Origin of the sequence: Shewanella fodinae (genome assembly GCF_014651955.1) — a bacterium.
In the GTDB taxonomy this organism is placed as follows: domain Bacteria; phylum Pseudomonadota; class Gammaproteobacteria; order Enterobacterales; family Shewanellaceae; genus Shewanella; species Shewanella fodinae.
The window spans coordinates 78,675-93,884 of sequence record NZ_BMXW01000011.1 but is presented as its reverse complement, the minus strand read 5'-3'; the positions used below and the strand labels follow the sequence as shown (position 1 = coordinate 93,884).

Annotated in this window: 14 protein-coding genes; 6 read left to right on the top strand and 8 right to left on the bottom strand. The window is 50.0% G+C overall.

The genetic code is table 11. The features are described 5' to 3' along the window. Nucleotides 1-41 precede the first annotated feature (41 nt). Entirely contained in the window at nt 42-1,136 is a 1,095-nt protein-coding gene (gene aguA / locus IE064_RS11345; RefSeq protein ID WP_189617912.1) for an agmatine deiminase, read from the bottom strand. 10 nt (nt 1,137-1,146) lie between these two features. Continuing rightward, a complete protein-coding gene (gene aguB, locus IE064_RS11340; RefSeq protein WP_133038832.1) occupies nt 1,147-2,031 on the bottom strand; it encodes an N-carbamoylputrescine amidase in 885 nt (294 codons plus the stop codon). A gap of 134 nt (nt 2,032-2,165) precedes the next feature. Here aguB and IE064_RS11335 point away from each other — a divergent pair, with 134 nt between their 5' ends. Continuing rightward, nucleotides 2,166-3,074: a LysR family transcriptional regulator gene (locus IE064_RS11335; protein ID WP_189617911.1), complete on the top strand. Its 909-nt coding sequence runs from the start codon at nt 2,166-2,168 to the stop codon at nt 3,072-3,074. Nucleotides 3,075-3,114: 40 nt separating this feature from the next. After that, nucleotides 3,115-3,627, top strand: a complete 513-nt coding sequence (locus IE064_RS11330; RefSeq protein WP_229799992.1) for a GNAT family N-acetyltransferase — start codon at nt 3,115-3,117, stop codon at nt 3,625-3,627. A 219-nt stretch (nt 3,628-3,846) separates the two neighbouring features. Here IE064_RS11330 and IE064_RS11325 read toward each other — a convergent pair whose 3' ends face one another. From IE064_RS11325 to IE064_RS11310, 4 genes are read right to left on the bottom strand one after another with little or no spacing between them, the layout of a single operon-like run. Next, nucleotides 3,847-4,167, bottom strand: a complete 321-nt coding sequence (locus IE064_RS11325) for a YdbL family probable chaperone protein (RefSeq protein WP_133038830.1) — start codon at nt 4,165-4,167, stop codon at nt 3,847-3,849. A gap of 20 nt (nt 4,168-4,187) precedes the next feature. Continuing rightward, on the bottom strand, nt 4,188-4,382 hold the full coding sequence (locus tag IE064_RS11320; protein WP_189617910.1) for a YnbE family lipoprotein: 195 nt from the start codon (nt 4,380-4,382) through the stop codon (nt 4,188-4,190). A 14-nt stretch (nt 4,383-4,396) separates the two neighbouring features. Further along, nucleotides 4,397-7,492 (bottom strand): intermembrane phospholipid transport protein YdbH family protein, encoded by a 3,096-nt coding sequence (locus IE064_RS11315; protein WP_189617909.1) that lies wholly within the window; start codon nt 7,490-7,492, stop codon nt 4,397-4,399. A gap of 13 nt (nt 7,493-7,505) precedes the next feature. Beyond that, on the bottom strand, nt 7,506-8,354 hold the full coding sequence (locus tag IE064_RS11310; protein WP_189617944.1) for a D-hexose-6-phosphate mutarotase: 849 nt from the start codon (nt 8,352-8,354) through the stop codon (nt 7,506-7,508). 172 nt (nt 8,355-8,526) lie between these two features. Between IE064_RS11310 and IE064_RS11305 the strand changes: the two genes are divergently transcribed. After that, nucleotides 8,527-8,952 carry an HIT family protein gene (locus IE064_RS11305; RefSeq protein WP_229799990.1) on the top strand — a complete coding sequence of 142 codons (426 nt, stop codon included), beginning with the start codon at nt 8,527-8,529 and terminating at the stop codon, nt 8,950-8,952. Between the two features lie 131 nt (nt 8,953-9,083). After that, nucleotides 9,084-9,326: a hypothetical protein gene (locus tag IE064_RS11300; protein WP_189617908.1), complete on the top strand. Its 243-nt coding sequence runs from the start codon at nt 9,084-9,086 to the stop codon at nt 9,324-9,326. Nucleotides 9,327-9,388: 62 nt separating this feature from the next. Here the strand turns inward: IE064_RS11300 and IE064_RS11295 are convergent, their stop codons facing one another. Then, nucleotides 9,389-9,943: a flavodoxin family protein gene (locus tag IE064_RS11295; protein WP_133038825.1), complete on the bottom strand. Its 555-nt coding sequence runs from the start codon at nt 9,941-9,943 to the stop codon at nt 9,389-9,391. Nucleotides 9,944-10,040: 97 nt separating this feature from the next. Here IE064_RS11295 and IE064_RS11290 point away from each other — a divergent pair, with 97 nt between their 5' ends. After that, nucleotides 10,041-10,487, top strand: coding sequence for a winged helix-turn-helix transcriptional regulator (locus IE064_RS11290; RefSeq protein WP_229799988.1), 447 nt, complete (start codon nt 10,041-10,043; stop codon nt 10,485-10,487). Between the two features lie 55 nt (nt 10,488-10,542). On the opposite strand, the gene IE064_RS11285 is transcribed toward IE064_RS11290, so the two are convergent. Beyond that, nucleotides 10,543-12,582 carry a bifunctional 2',3'-cyclic-nucleotide 2'-phosphodiesterase/3'-nucleotidase gene (locus tag IE064_RS11285; protein ID WP_189617907.1) on the bottom strand — a complete coding sequence of 680 codons (2,040 nt, stop codon included), beginning with the start codon at nt 12,580-12,582 and terminating at the stop codon, nt 10,543-10,545. A 403-nt stretch (nt 12,583-12,985) separates the two neighbouring features. Between IE064_RS11285 and IE064_RS11280 the strand changes: the two genes are divergently transcribed. Further along, on the top strand, nt 12,986-15,178 hold the full coding sequence (locus IE064_RS11280; protein WP_189617906.1) for a M3 family metallopeptidase: 2,193 nt from the start codon (nt 12,986-12,988) through the stop codon (nt 15,176-15,178). Nucleotides 15,179-15,210 lie beyond the last annotated feature (32 nt).

Sequence of the window (15,210 nt, the reverse complement as noted above, 5' to 3'; positions counted from 1 at the left end):
GCATAATAGCGTGACTGGCTTTTTTATGTGATATCAGCAAATTAGCCCTTGGGAATTTGCTGGGTGATACAGTGAATATTGCCACCGCCTAAGAGGATTTCCCGCGCATCAACGCCCACCACTTCATGCTCAGGAAATATCTGCTGCAGCTTAGCTTTGGCGATGTCATCCGTTGCCGGGTCCAGCAGCGGGAATACAATCCGCTGGTTGCTAATGAGGAAGTTCACATACGAACCGGCCAAACGACCACCAGCTTCACGTGGTACACCAGAGCCTTTAGCGACACCTGCGGCTTCTTGTTCAGTGCAATAAAGCGGCCCAGGTTGCGGCAGTTTATGAATGGTCAGTTTACGACCTTTGGCATCCATGGCGTTCTGCAACACCGCATAAGCGGCCTGAGAGCGCGGATATTGCGGGTCGTTTTCATCATCACACCAGTGCAGGATCACTTCACCCGGACGGGCAAAACAGCACATGTTGTCAATATGGCCGTCGGTTTCATCCATGTAGACACCCTGTGGTAACCAGATGAACTGACTGACGCCCAGATATTCCGCTAGACAGGCTTCAATCTGAGTCTGACTCAGGTGCGGGTTGCGATTAGGATTCAGCAGGCATTCGGCGGTGGTCAGCAGTGTGCCTTCACCATCCACATGGATGGAGCCACCTTCGAGGATGAGCGGTGCGGCATAACGGTCAAAGTCGTGCTCGGCCAGGATCTGCTGTGCTACCAGTTCATCCTGATCCCAAGGCGAATACAGACCACCATTATTTCCGCCCCAGGCGTTAAACCCCCAGTCAATGCCGCGACATTGCCCCTGACCGTTGATAACGATAGTTGGTCCGGTATCACGCGCCCAGCAGTCATCGCTGGCGATGGGCACCAGTTTGACGGCGGCGGGCATAATTTCCTGCGCTTTGGCCATTTCCAGCTTGGGTACCGCCATATACACCGGCGTTGCAGCACTGATAGCGCTGGCAACCGCGGCGAAGGTTTGCTGCGCAAAATGGCCATCCTCGCGCCAGTTATCTGGGCGATAAGGCCAGATCATCCACACGGCTTGCTGTGGCACCCATTCCGCAGGCATGTAAAAGCCGTGCTGTTGTGGTGCTCCCTGTAAGGTATTACTGCTCATGGAATATTCCTTACCAGACGTTTTCGCCATCAGAGGTCAGCAGGGTTTCGTACATGGCTGGACGACGGTCACGGAACAGACCCCAACTGATGCGTTGTTTGTCGATTTCTGTCAGATCGAACTCATGCACCAGCACACATTCACTGGTTTTGTCGGCCTGAGCGACTAACGCCCCGGTCTGATCGGCAATAAAGGAAGAACCGTAGAAAGTCATCTCCAATCCTTCAATAAACTTGCTTTTTTCCGTACCAATACGGTTGGAGGCAATCACCGGCACCAGATTGGCGGCGGCATGACCTTGCTGTACGCGAGTCCAGTGTGGCTGAGAGTCAATGTCAGGATAAGCGGGTTCAGAACCGATGGCGGTTGGGAAGAAAATCAGTTCAGCGCCCATCAATGCTAGGCTGCGAGCGGTTTCTGGAAACCACTGATCCCAGCATATGCCTACGCCAATCTTGGCATAACGGGTTTGCCATACCATGAAGCCGGTGTCACCTGGGGTGAAGAACTGTTTTTCCTGATATGCCGGGCCATTAGGAATATGGGTTTTACGATATACGTCCAGCAAGCTGCCATCGGCATCAATCACCACCAGCGAGTTGTAATGGGCGTTACCTCGACGTTCAAAAAATGACAGCGGCAGCACCACTTGCAGTTCCTTGGCAATGTTCTGGAAGTATTTGATCAGAGTGCTGTCTTCCAGTGTCTGTGCCAGGGCAAAGTGCTCTGGGCTCTGGTCAATGCAGAAGTAGGGGGCTTCGAATAGCTCCTGGATAAGGATGATCTGTGCGCCCTCAGCGGCCGCTTGCCGCACCAGTTTTTCAGCGCGGATCACGTTGGATTCAATATCCCAGGAACAGGCCATCTGTGTGGCGGCAACTTTCACTTTTGCCATAACAACGACTCCTTTTGGTAAGAGGCAAGGGGGTAAGCAAGTGCTGTTCCCCAGAATAGCGCAAAGTGTATGAAGTTGTTATGTATCCATCAAATGAATATTATAAATCTATCTATTCATATGGTGAATTTAAGATGAAGCTGAATCAGCTGGATCTCAACCTGCTGCTGGCATTTGATGCCTTAATGCAGGAACGTAATGTCACCCGTGCGGCGGAGCGGTTGTTTATCAGTCAGCCGGCGATGAGCCATGCGCTGAACCGCTTGCGGGCAGCTTTTAACGATCCACTGTTGGTCCGTACGCCTCAGGGGATGTTGCCAAGTCGGCGAGCTGAAACACTTTATCCCGGTGTGCAGCAGGCGTTGAGACTGTTAGAGCAGCAGTTGAGTGAGCCGCAACCGTTTGATCCGGCCAGTTCTCAGCGGCGATTTGTTATCAGCACTACGGATTATGTCGAGTGTGTGTTGATCCCGCCGCTGATTGCCCAACTGAATCAGCTCGCTCCCGGCATCAATATTGAAATCTCCATTCTGCGCGATCAGTTGCCGGAAGCGGAACTTGCCAATGGTGACATAGACTTGGTATTGGGGTTTGACGAATACATGAAAGTGCCGCCACATCTCAGCCGTGAAACCTGGTTGACCGAACCGTTAAGTGGTTTGGTGCGCAAAGGGCATCCCAGTATTACTAGCGCTGTGGATTTGCAACAGTTGGTGACAACGCCGCATGTGTTTCACTCGCCGCTGGGCACCCGAGACTCCATCGTGGATCGGTTTTTAGCTAGGCAGGGATTAAAACGACAAATATCAGTCAACAGCCAGAGCTATATGTCGGCGGCTGCCATTGTCAGTCAGACCGATCATCTTTTGGTACTACCTCAACGGGTCGCCACTATGTTGGCGGCTAGCGCAGCATTGCAGCAAGTGCAGTTACCAGCAGCAATGCCCAGCTATCATCTCAATTGTGTCTGGCATCCGGTGCAGCAGTCACAACCGGCATTACAATGGCTGAAGAGGTTGATGCGGCAACTGGTAACGGCGTAAAGTGATCTGCAACAGTATCCTATAAATAAAGGGGATTATCTTGGACCATGCGCAAGGGCTAGTAGCGTTTAAGGTGGAGGTGGCTGACTATCAGCAACCACGGCATGCTGAGGCTATTGTGACATTAATGCAGCACTATGCTAGTGAGCCAACGGGCGGTGGCGCAGCTTTACCTAATGCCGTCGTCACCAACTTGGTGTCCACCATGGCACGGCTTGATTATGTCTTCAGCTTATTGATTTTTGCCGGAGAAACTCCGGTCGCGCTCGCTAACTGTGTGCTCGGATTTTCTACCTTTAAATGTGCGCCACTGCTCAACATTCATGATTTAGTGGTACACAGTGAGTGGCGTGGACGCGGGCTCAGCCAACTGTTGTTACAGGCGGTGGAACAGCAAGCGATACAACGCGGTTGCTGCAAAGTGACGCTGGAAGTGCTGGAAGGCAATACCGTCGCTCGTCATGCCTATCTCAAGGCGGGCTTTGCACCTTATCAGCTGCGGCCGGAAACGGGGTCAGCCATGTTTTGGCAAAAACCATTAACGTTAGGCTAGCGGGGCTTTGGCTTATATTCGCCGCGTGTTGTTGCTTTAACAAGCGTGCAAAAAAAAGCCTCCACATACGCAGGAGGCAAAGTAAAAGCACTTCAGAGGTGAGTATTCTCACGCATACTTGACAAAATCGCTCATGAATTAATACCATGAATTCATGCCAATATGGCATAGTGATTCAGTTTGTCTTTACCCTCTGGAATAACGTTTGGCACCGTGCCGTTACTTTTTGATCCAGTTGCCGCTATTATCTTGGATCATGTGGCCTTTTTCAGCCTTGGCAATCACTTTGGCCGCAGCTAACTTGGCTACATCGGCGACCGCAATGCCATTCTGTTTGGCGATTTTTTCATACTGTGCTTGCCGCTTGGCATTGATATCTTTCACTAGCTCTGCAACACCTGCTGCTGGTTTCACCACCGCCAGATAACCATTTAACTGCTCACCAACTAAACCTTGATCCTTGGCGTCCTGTAAACTGATGGCGAAACTGGAGAAGCTCAGCAGCGTTGCGCAGAGCAGGGTTATTATTCGGGTTCTCATCTGTCAGTTCCTCATTGGGATCAAAAAAGTTCGTCATTAGACACCAGATCATCCAGTGCTTTATCCACTTTGATACGGATTTCGTGTTCAATCTTGACATTAAGATTGATCACTATCGGTTTATCCGGTGGTTCTATTTTGACCGTAGGGGTACAACCGCCGAGCAAGATGCCCAGCAGTAAACAACTTGCTGTTACACGCGGGAGACGATTCATATCCGGTTCCTGTTTCACTGCATGGATGCTTCAAGCTGCGTTTGCAATCGGTCACCGATCGACAGACTGCGAAGCAGTTGCAGCAGATTTTCTTGATGGCTGTAGTTTAACTCAATCGGCCGTTCAACACCCTTACCGTGGCCTTTGATCATCATATTAAGCGTGGCGTTGCCATCGGTGTTCATATCAAAGGTGCTGTAGATTTCTTGGTATTGCAACTCCTCCAGTGTAGAAAACACAAAATCAAGATAGGGCTGACCGGCACGCATCTGCTGAACTGCGGGATTGTTACCGATACGGATAACTCCTCCGGGCGCGCGCGATGCTAGATGTCCGCCGCTGACCGATAGCTGGTTATTGGTGATGGCAAGTGGTAACACACCGTCAAATAAGCCACTAGCATCAATGCCTTGTTGCGGATTGGCTTGTAGTAATTGATGCAGATCCAGCCCTAACAGCATTAGATAGGCGTCCGATGGTTGCTGCAGTTGCAGACGAAAACGCGGCAATGATAGTTGTCCGCCAAGAGCATTGGCACTGGCTGACAACTGGATATCAGCATCATTAAACCCCGGTAGCAACCAGTTGCTCGCCCGTTGACGCTTTTGCATATCCAATTCGGGCGTGAGTGAAATATCACCTTCGAGGTTGACATTATCCAGCACTACGCCCGGATTAAATGCCGCCATGTTCAGTGCCAGTCGTTGACAGTTAACCGCTGCTGTAGTGGGTTGGTTGCTGGCATTATCCAGCACGAAACGGCAAGCGCTGCTCGCCTGCAATCCTTCAAACGGTAACTGCCGATAACTGCCCATGACATCATGGAGTTGTGGCTGGAACTGTCCACTCAACGTAAATGCTGTTCCCCGTTGTTGCAGTTCAATGTCGGCATTAAGGTGAGCGTTGCCATGCAACTGCCAGTCACCGGATAACACCAGATTTTTGGCCGCTAATGCTTGAATATCAGCCAATTTTGCCTGCATTTGCCAATGACCGAGTAGATGGTATCCTGCAGCGTCCACAGATTGCAGATCAGGGCGTAACTGATGCTGGCTGGTAAACTGCAGTCGGTCCAACTGCCATTGTTCCTGACTGCTGAGATGATTGCCATCCCATTGCCAGTGTTCGGTAAGTGCGGCGTTGTCGAGATTCAGAAGGGTTTCTGTGCGTGAGCCGAGTTTGCTCTGGCGCTGTTGGCTGACATGGATAGCTTTGGCATTGAATGCTAGCTGCTGTTTAAATGCCAAGGCTTGTAGTTGTGTTAAAGCCTTAGCTTCGCGCCAGTGCCACTGTTGTTGAGACAGTCCCGGTAATGTCAGCTTAAGTTCGCCGATACTGGCCTGAAGCGTATCGGCAGCGGCATTCAACGCGGTCAATTGTTGCTTAAGTTCCGGCCAGGTCAACTGTAATTGCTGCGGTGTCAGTTTGAATTGTAGGGGTTGCGTGCTGCGGCTATCGCTGCTGGCGATATTCATCTCCAGTTTATCGGTTTTGATCTGTAACTTTTGGGTTTGTAAGTGCGCATCTTCAGCGATAGAAACCAAGAGTTCAGCGCTGTCACCTTTGAGTTGTAGTTTGCCCGCTAAGCTGGCGTGAGTGCTTTGGCTGCGCACGCTAAAATCCGCTTGTTGCCACCGTAACCCTTGTGGCAAGTTAAGCTGTAGTTGCCAATCGGCCTGTAACTGCAGCGGCGGTAACTTCGGCAACAGTTGGTACAGCTGATGCTGCAGGGTATCGCTATCTTGCGGCATCAGGCCTATGGATGGGCGGGTGGCTGGCGCTAATATCAGGTGTTTGATATTGAGTGTCAGCCAGTCGCTGGCACTTGCCAATGAAGGAACTAGCTGCACTGCTGGCAGTGTCAGTGCGTGTTGCGTTAGATCCAGCGATGCGCCCTCGGGGATATCCAGCGTTAAGCCTGCCGTAGGCGCGGTGGTGGGTTGCTGGATAACTTGGCTTAGTTGTGATAATAACGATTCGACAGTCTGCCGGCTGTCTGACAATTCCGGCGCCGCTTGCCAGCTTGCGAGCCACTCAATTAGCGCCTGTCGCTGCGGTGCTGAGGTTTGCAGCGATAGTTGCATGGGAGCCAATGTTAATTGCTGTTGTTTATCCGTGGCGTTAAGGGTTAACGATACACTATTTTCCGGGCATTCTGCCGTTGCTTGGGGGGTGAGGTTTAAACGACCAACTGCTGGCAACCATAACTGTGGTGCTGACCAACAGACGGACATCAGACTATTACCTTGCTGTAACCCCAGTTGAACGTCTGCCTCAAGCCTACCGCCAATACGTGGTAACTTTTGCAGGAAATCTGTCTGTAACCAAGGGTATGCGGTCTGCAATGCTTGGACATTTTCGTCATCAGCCAACTGTGCAACCGCTGATTGCAGCGCATCAGTGGTGAGGAATAATTGAGCGTGCCAGGAGTGTTGTGGTGCGCCGCCATCTGTTGCTAGCTGCGCCTGCAGATCACCTCTAATCGCCATGAGTTGTTGCCATTGTGTTTGCTGCTGCCATTGCAGTTGACTGGCAAATTTTCCGTCACGGGTTAACGTCACCTGTGGCAGTCGCAGTCGTAAACTATTAGATGTGGCATTAGTAAAAGCCACTTCAGTGTTATTGAGCTGGATGTCTGGTACCCCAGCGGCAACAGGTAATGGCAGCGCATTGTTACCATCTTCCGGTAACAGCAGTTGTGGCGTCAATAACAGTCTGGCGCGCTGGTAGCTTACTGCGCGGATATTTTCTAACAGCCATTGTGAGCTGCCCATAGCTAACAGCGGATCATCTTGCCAATACCATTGCCATAGTAACGGAAGGGTTACTGGATGTTGCAGACGGATCTGCAACTGCTCAAAGTGCAGCTGGTTGCCTTGATAATTGAGTGTTAGTTGCGGCAGTGTCAGTGTATCTAAAGCCGGTATTTGCCAACTAAGTTGGGTGATTTGCAGTCCTTTCCCTTGTAACTGCTGGTTGAGTTGCGGTAACCACCAAGTCTGCTTCTGCGTGAGCAACCACCAGCCTGTTGCCAACATCAGCGAGAGTAGCAAAAAGCCACCTATCAACAACCTTATCAATAGGTAAAGCAGACGCTTACCGCTCATCATGGCTGATGACCGCTTATGCTTGCCAACTGATTTCAGTGGTCAACTCATGACGCTCACCAGGGGCGAGCGTTACCGCGTCCTCCAGTACATTAGCCGCTTCTAGACAGACCATCTGTAGGTAATCATCATCGTTAAAACGCGCCAATCGCCGTGACTTTTCTACCCAAGGATTCCATAACACGGCGGAGTGGCTATGCTCTCTTTTAACCACGATGGTGCCATGCGGAGTATGCAATTGCTGCACCGCTCCCAGACCGTTATAAACCCGGTCAGTTTCCCGCTCAAAGTGAACGTTGTCTTCGGTTTGCACATAAGGGCCTTTGCCAAACTCGATGTAGTGTGCGCCTTTAAACCCTTTAGCAATCAACTGATGAATATCACCAATTGGAAAATAACTGTGAAGTGCTTGCGTCAGCGTAACCGGGTGATCATCCAAATTGATGTTAACCAGACTGACGCGCAATTGTTGGCCAAATCGGCAGTGTAATTCTACGCGGGTGTTATGTGGCCAAAAACGCCGGTCAGCCGCTGCCAGCGGCAATACCAATTTCAGCGTGACTATCTCATCCTGAACCTCTGTGCTGAAGTGGTGCCATTGGCGATTTCTGGCAAAACCATGTTGTGGCCAATCGGCATTTGGGTGCTGACCAAACCATGGCCAGCATACGGGTATGCCGCCACGAATGCCGTTCCCAGGCTGGTAGTCATCAGCGCTGGAAACCCATAACAATGGTGCCTGGCCTTTAGGAATAAAGCTGTCAATTTGCGCACCTTGCAACAGTATCCTGGCGTAGCACAGCTTGCTGTTTACTTCGATATACTCAAGTCCGTTAGCGTGGACGCTGGTTGTTATCACCGCCATAGCATTTCCCTCTATTAACTGCCTATAACTGCCTAAGGTCGCCGTCATGATTACTCCTTATAGCTTAACGACTTTTGCTGCATCCTTTAAGCATTTGATCTTTATGGGCTGGGCAAATGGTTAAAGATCTGGTAAACCTGCATGCCTTCAGTTGCTAATGGAATCACTTGAGATGGATTTGACTTACGACAACAACAACGTGTTTGCTCGGATTATCCGGGGTGAACTCCCTTGTATCAAAGTGTATGAAGATGCCGAAACTTTGGCATTTATGGATATTATGCCGCAAATGTCAGGGCATCTGTTGGTATTACCAAAGGCTCCGGCGGTAACGCTATACCAGTTGCCGGATGACGCGGCTCTGGCCTGTTTCCGGACCATTAAAAAAGTGGGCACCGCCTTGCAACAGGCCATGGGGGTCTCAGGCAGTAGTTTAGTGCAACACAATGGGAGTTATGCCGGGCAAAGTGTGCCACATGTCCACTTCCATCTGCTGCCAGGGCCGTTGAAGGGATTAAAGCCACATGCGCAAGTCTCCGGTGACCACACCGAAATTGAAGCCATTGCTGCCCGTATCCGGGCACTGTTGGCTGAATGATAAACAATGTCACAGCTCACAGAATCCGTTGCTGATTGGCTCCTGGTGACTTTGGTAACTAAACCCTCCTTCGAGTTAGTGCGATCATTTTTTACAATAATCGGGGAATAACAGACGGGCAGGGGAAACCGATGAAACCTGTGTTTAAAATCGAGCATTCGCAACGGGAACACAGCGCTGAAGCCAGAACGCTCTGGTGTGCGCAACACGAACGCTGTGATTATGTGGTGATAGAAGGTGATGACGAAGTGCATTTTACTGATTACGCTCAGCCTGGCAGGCTGCAGTTGTTGCGGGCGGCGAAAGTCATCGACAGTGCTGAAGCGTTGTTGCAGTTTGCGCAGCAGGATTATCAACAGCGTTTTGCTGACTGAAGCCAATAAAAACCGGGCGCATAGTGCCAGTCCCGGTTTTTATTGGCATGAACCTTAATAAACTATTTCTTCAATCTGGCTGCAATATTTGCAACGCGTTCACCATATAGACGGGCACTTTCTAAATCACCCTCAGGGATTTTGTCTGCGCCAGCATCAGAAGGTGATTGCACCAACAGTCCCACTGAACCGCCGAGATTATTAATATCGTTACGGGTAGCGGCCATGGTATTAGACGGCAATTGACCGAGACTTACCCACAAGCCACCATGCTGAGACGCTAGCGTTTGTAGTGAGATCAGTGTGACTTGCTTGTCACCATTCAGGCTGGCACTGTTGGTAAATCCGCCGAAAACTTTATCTTTCCAGCCGCTGGTGAACCAGATTTTAGATGTTGCATCGGCAAATTTCTTGAATTGCCACGGCACTCCTCCCATATAGGTGGGCGCACCAAAAATGATGGCATCGGCAGCATTGAGGGTGTCAAAATCAGCATCGCTGATTTCTCCCTGCTCATTAATTGCGATCAATTGCGCGTTGGCGCCTTTAGCAACATATTCTGCAACCCGTTTGGTATGACCATACCCTGAAAAGAACACTACTGCAGTTAACGCCATAACTTCCTCACTTTGTTCTCGGTTATTCGACAGTGCCTAGGACTCAGAAACCTTTGGCCAGCCTCATGGTATATTTTGGAAACCAGGTATACAATAAGTGGCTTTAAAGTATGTTGGTTATCTGGAGGAAACCATGACCGAAGCACTTTCCTATAATGTCTATTCTCGCAACTGCCCGGCTCGCTGGTTTTTTGAACGGTTGGCGGAGCGATGGGTGTTATTGATTATAGGATTACTCCGTGATGGTAAACCGTTGCGCTTCAATGAATTAAAACGACAAGTGGACGGTATCTCGCAGAAAGTGTTGTCGCAGAAATTGAAACAGTTGGAGCGTGATGGGTTGATTGTGCGGCAGGTCTACGCCACTGTGCCGGTGACAGTTGAATACCAGTTAACTCAATTGGGGTTGTCTTTTGCCGACACCATTGAAAAGGTGTCGCAGTGGGCAGAGGCTAACGTGGAGCAGATGTTCCAGGCGCAGCAGCAATATGATGCCCAGACAGACGCCATGACACCACGTCCGTCAATGCGTTATCTTGGCTGAATTGACGGTTGTTGGTAGTAGAAAAACGCCCGTATAACGGGCGTTGTCTGTTTTATCAGCGCTTAGCGCTCAAATCAATTTGATACACGGCAAATCCCAGTTCATCAACCTGCAGTTTGCGCATGGGGCGATGTCGATGGGCGTTGATAAAATGATCGGCCTTGTCGCTGTTTTGAGTGGTAAAGCGGATATCTAGCGGGATATCGCTGCGAATATCGGCAAAGTCCCAGTTGTAGTCTGCCGCCGGATTAACCATGGTTTGATACTGACCGCTGTCGGCATCAAACTTGGACTGTGTACTGATGTAATTCACTAGGGCTTCGCGGTTACTGCTTGGTAACTCCATCACCACATGTTGGCTGCCAGTGCCGGCAAACTTTCCGCCAAATGCCCGATAGTTGTTCGTTGCCACAATAAACGTTTGTTCAGCCATTGCTTTTCCCGTCAGCAGTTTGCCGCTGTCTGTACGATAACTTAAGTCAACAATCCTAGATGCGTGTGGATCTACAACCTGGCATTCGCGGTCGAATTTGCTTGGCTGCGTTACGTCAATTCGGTAACTGACGCCATCGATAATATCGAAATTGTATGTGGGATGATTGTAGTTGATCAGTTGCTGCGGCTTGCTGCTATGAGGGTCAATACGGTTGAACTGATTCGCCGCACATTCCAGCCAGTCTTTTAATTCGGCACCAGTGACTTTGACGGCAACCATGGTGTTGGGAAACAGATAAAGATCGGCGGCATTTTTGAAGGTCAAGGTGCCCTTGGCAACTTGGATGTACTGATCAGCATCACTGGTGGTGCCGTGACGCCCACCCGCTTTAAATGGCGCGGCGGCAGATAATACCGGCAATCCTTTTAGTGTTTCTGGTAACTGTGCTTTCACCTCTGCTATCTGCGCATCCGCCACGATTTGGACGGAAGGATCATCCTGCACTTGCGCCAGATAACTGTACATATCCGTGGCCGCCGCGCCAATAGGGCGCTCCATATACGCTTGAGTCCCTTGGTGCTCGGCAGCCACGGCCTGATGAATATGTTCATCGGCGGTGACTAACGCTTGTTTGCGAATGCCATCGTAGATTGGGATGGCTTGGGCGCGGGCATCGACAATCTGCCAGCGGTTCTGCTGTAACTGCAGGGTAAAATCGACCTGTCCCATGTTATCCCCCCAACGCCCTGGCATAACGGCAGGAATACCGTTCATCAGGCCTTTACTGATATCAGTATTGGGCAAACCACTGTAACGGGGCGCCGGGAAAATCGAATGGCTGTGACCAAAGAGTACTGCATCTATGCCGGGTACTTGCGTGATGGCATAAACCGCATTTTCAGCCATTGGATCTCCCGGATTCTCAGTTGAACCAATCCCCGAATGCGGAATGGCAATAATGATATCCGCACCTTTAGCCTTCATCTCGGGCACCAGCTTTTTAGCGGTCTCAATAATGCTGTCGGCGCGCACTTTTCCGCGCAAATTCTGTTGATCCCACTGCAGAATTTGTGGCGGCACAAACCCAATATAGCCGATATTCAATGTGTGACTGTGACCCGCAGTATCCGTCACCTGCGTAGCTTTAATCAAATAAGGTGTGAACAGATGTTGACCTTGCTTAATGCCATCCCAGCACTGTGCTGCCGCACAGTAAACGTTAGCGTTGATATAGGGAAAACGGGCGCCAGACAGCGACTTATGCAGAAAATCCAAACCATAGTTGAATTCATGGTTACCAATATTACCTACGGTGTAATCCAACAGATTCATTGCCTTATATACCGGATGTATCTGCCCAGGTTGCAAGCCGGTATGGGCCATGTAATCTCCCATCGGACTGCCTTGTAACAGGTCACCATTATCTACCAGCACTGCATTGTCGGCGGTTTTACGGGCCGCGTCTATCAAGCTGGCGGTGCGTGCTAGACCAATGGTTGGATCTTCTTTGCCCGCATAATAGTTGTAATCCATGATATTGGCGTGCAGATCAGAGGTTTCCAATACTCGCAGTTTGACGGTTGGGAACTGCTCGGTCTGCTGTGCGAAGGCTGTAAAACTAAAGGCAATCGCCAGTGTCAGTAGTGATGTTTTATACATAAAAAGTCTTATCAATTATGTTAGACGGATGGATGCTCGCTCAAGGGGCGTAGTTTGCCGATGAAACGTGACCAGAGGTAGGTAAACTTAGCGGTTATTTCTTAAAATTACCGGAATTTTTGTAACAGAAGCTGACATAGGAATCGCTGTTTTACAGTCATCCCTATAAACACGGTATGTTCTTCGGTTTTGTTGAGAATTTTCAGCATAATAGGCTAATGTCGGCGGCATGGGATATCGGCGACCGTGTTGGACAGAAAATTCTTACAGTTCAGTGATTGTTCCTACTTGGCAAAACTTGGTAAGGTTGGTGCGGGAATCAATCTAGGTTGTCGTGCCCGGCCGCGATGAGTGGCTTTTCATAATCATAAACAGGCGACAGCATAAGAAAAACGGAGTCACAATGCATAAAACAGTAATTGCTACTGCCATCGGCGCAGCGCTGATCCTCAGCGCTTGTGGTGAGCAGAAAGCGCAGGAACCCAAAACAGCAGCTAAGGTTGCAGCACAGCAACTGGCAAGTGATGCCAGTAAGATTGCCGCACCGGCTGATACCAAAAAAGACACTAAGAAAGTGGGAAACGTATTGCTTGAACCAAGTCCGCTGACATTCCAGGCGCCGCAGTATGACCTGATCACCAAAGCGGATTTTATGCCAGCATTCAAGGCGGGCATCAAAGAACACAGCGAAGAGATTGCGGCAATTGCCAATAATCCAGAAGCGCCAACTTTTGCTAATACTATTGTGGCGATGGAAAAAACCGGTGCCATTCTGGATCGTACCAGCCGGGCGTTCTTCCAGTATTCCGGCCTGTTAGCTGATGATGAAGTACAGAAGATCGAAGAGCAGGCAATGCCAATGCTCACCGAGCACTCTGACAACATCTATATGGACCCAAAACTGTTTGCCCGTGTGCAGGCGGTATATGACGCTAAGGATAAGCTCACTGACAAAGTGGATCAGCGCTTAGTCCAGCATTATTACGACCAGTTTGTCCGTGCTGGTGCCAAACTGAACGATCAGGATAAGGCTAAACTGCGTGACCTCAATGGCGAACTGTCCAAGCTGGCAACCGAGTTTTCACAGAATATTCTGAAGTCATTTAAAGACGACACAATTCTGGTTACCGACAAAGCACAGCTCAAAGGTCTGAGTGACGATGAGATAGATGGTCTCGCTGCCGCTGCCAAAACAGCAGGTAAAGAGGGATATCTGATCTCTTTGGTGAATACCACCCGTCAGCCATTACTGATGCACTTAGATAACCGCGAACTGCGCCAGAAAATCTGGGAAACCTCAGCAAATCGGGCACAGAGCACTAACGGTCCAATCGTATTGAAGTTGGCTGAGCTGCGTGCCGAGAAAGCCAAACTGCTGGGTTATGACACTTGGGCCGACTATGTGCTGGCTGATCAGATGGCCGGTAAGCCTGCCGCGGTATACAGCATGCTGGACAATCTGGCACCTAAAGCTGTTGCTAAGGCTGAGCATGAAGCTGCAGATATCCAGAAGGAGATCAAAGCCGAAGGTGGTAATTTTGAACTCAAACCATGGGACTGGAACTACTACGCCGAGAAAGTGCGTAAGGCCAAATATGATCTCGATGAAGCACAGATCAAACCTTACTTTGAGTTTAACCGCGTACTGAATGATGGCCTGTTCTTTGCCATGAACAAACTGTATGGCATTACCTTCAAGCCACGTACCGATCTGCCCGTATGGCAGGAAGATGTCAAGGTATGGCAGGTGTTTGATAAAGACGGTAGCCCGTTGGCGTTGTTCTATCTGGACCCTTATGCCCGCGTGGGTAAAAATGGTGGTGCTTGGATGGATGAGATTGTCACCCAGAACTATCTGCTGGATGGCAAGCCTGTCGTATATAACGCACTCAACATTCCAAAACCCGCAGCCGGACAGCCAACGCTACTGACCTTTGACGAAGTGGTGACCATGTTCCACGAATTTGGTCACGCCGCACATGGTATCTTCTCCAAAGTGAAATATCCGAGCTTGGCAGGAACGTCTACTGCTCGTGACTTTGTGGAGTTCCCGTCACAGTTCAATGAAGATTGGGCCATCAATCCAGAAGTATTGGCAAATTACGCCAAAAACTACAAAACTGGCGAGCCAATTCCCGCGGATCTGCTGAAGAAAATCCGTGATGCCGCCACTTTCAATCAAGGCTTCAACACCGTGGAATACTTAGGTGCCGCGTTGTTGGATATGGAATGGCACTCAGTGAAGGCTGGCAGCAAAATCACCGATGTCAACGCGTTTGAAAAAGCCGCTCTGGAAAAACACGGTATCTACTATGCACCCATAATGCCGCGTTACCGTTCCTGCTACTTTAGCCATGCGTTTTCTGGTGGCTACTCTGCAGGTTACTACGCTTACCTGTGGACAGAGGTATTTGCCGCTGATGCCTTCTCTTACATGAAGGAGCATGGTGGTTTGACTCGCGAAAATGGCGACAAATTCCGCGAGGATGTGCTGTCAAAAGGCAATAGTCAGGATCTGATGCAGGATTACATCAACTTCCGTGGTCAGCAGCCTACTATTGATGCATTACTGAAGCGTCGTGGTCTGGTAGACTGATATCGCCTTAAAGGTATCGACACCCGCCTGAT

Bases quoted from the DNA above. Each gene is read 5' to 3' on its own strand.
- aguA (WP_189617912.1), bottom strand. From the start codon at position 1,136: ATGAGCAGTAATACCTTACAGGGAGCACCACAACAGCACGGCTTTTAC.
- aguB (WP_133038832.1), bottom strand. From the start codon at position 2,031: ATGGCAAAAGTGAAAGTTGCCGCCACACAGATGGCCTGTTCCTGGGAT.
- IE064_RS11335 (WP_189617911.1), top strand. From the start codon at position 2,166: ATGAAGCTGAATCAGCTGGATCTCAACCTGCTGCTGGCATTTGATGCC.
- IE064_RS11325 (WP_133038830.1), bottom strand. From the start codon at position 4,167: ATGAGAACCCGAATAATAACCCTGCTCTGCGCAACGCTGCTGAGCTTC.
- IE064_RS11320 (WP_189617910.1), bottom strand. From the start codon at position 4,382: ATGAATCGTCTCCCGCGTGTAACAGCAAGTTGTTTACTGCTGGGCATC.
- IE064_RS11315 (WP_189617909.1), bottom strand. From the start codon at position 7,492: ATGATGAGCGGTAAGCGTCTGCTTTACCTATTGATAAGGTTGTTGATA.
- IE064_RS11310 (WP_189617944.1), bottom strand. From the start codon at position 8,354: ATGGCGGTGATAACAACCAGCGTCCACGCTAACGGACTTGAGTATATC.
- IE064_RS11305 (WP_229799990.1), top strand. From the start codon at position 8,527: ATGGATTTGACTTACGACAACAACAACGTGTTTGCTCGGATTATCCGG.
- IE064_RS11300 (WP_189617908.1), top strand. From the start codon at position 9,084: ATGAAACCTGTGTTTAAAATCGAGCATTCGCAACGGGAACACAGCGCT.
- IE064_RS11295 (WP_133038825.1), bottom strand. From the start codon at position 9,943: ATGGCGTTAACTGCAGTAGTGTTCTTTTCAGGGTATGGTCATACCAAA.
- IE064_RS11285 (WP_189617907.1), bottom strand. From the start codon at position 12,582: ATGTATAAAACATCACTACTGACACTGGCGATTGCCTTTAGTTTTACA.
- IE064_RS11280 (WP_189617906.1), top strand. From the start codon at position 12,986: ATGCATAAAACAGTAATTGCTACTGCCATCGGCGCAGCGCTGATCCTC.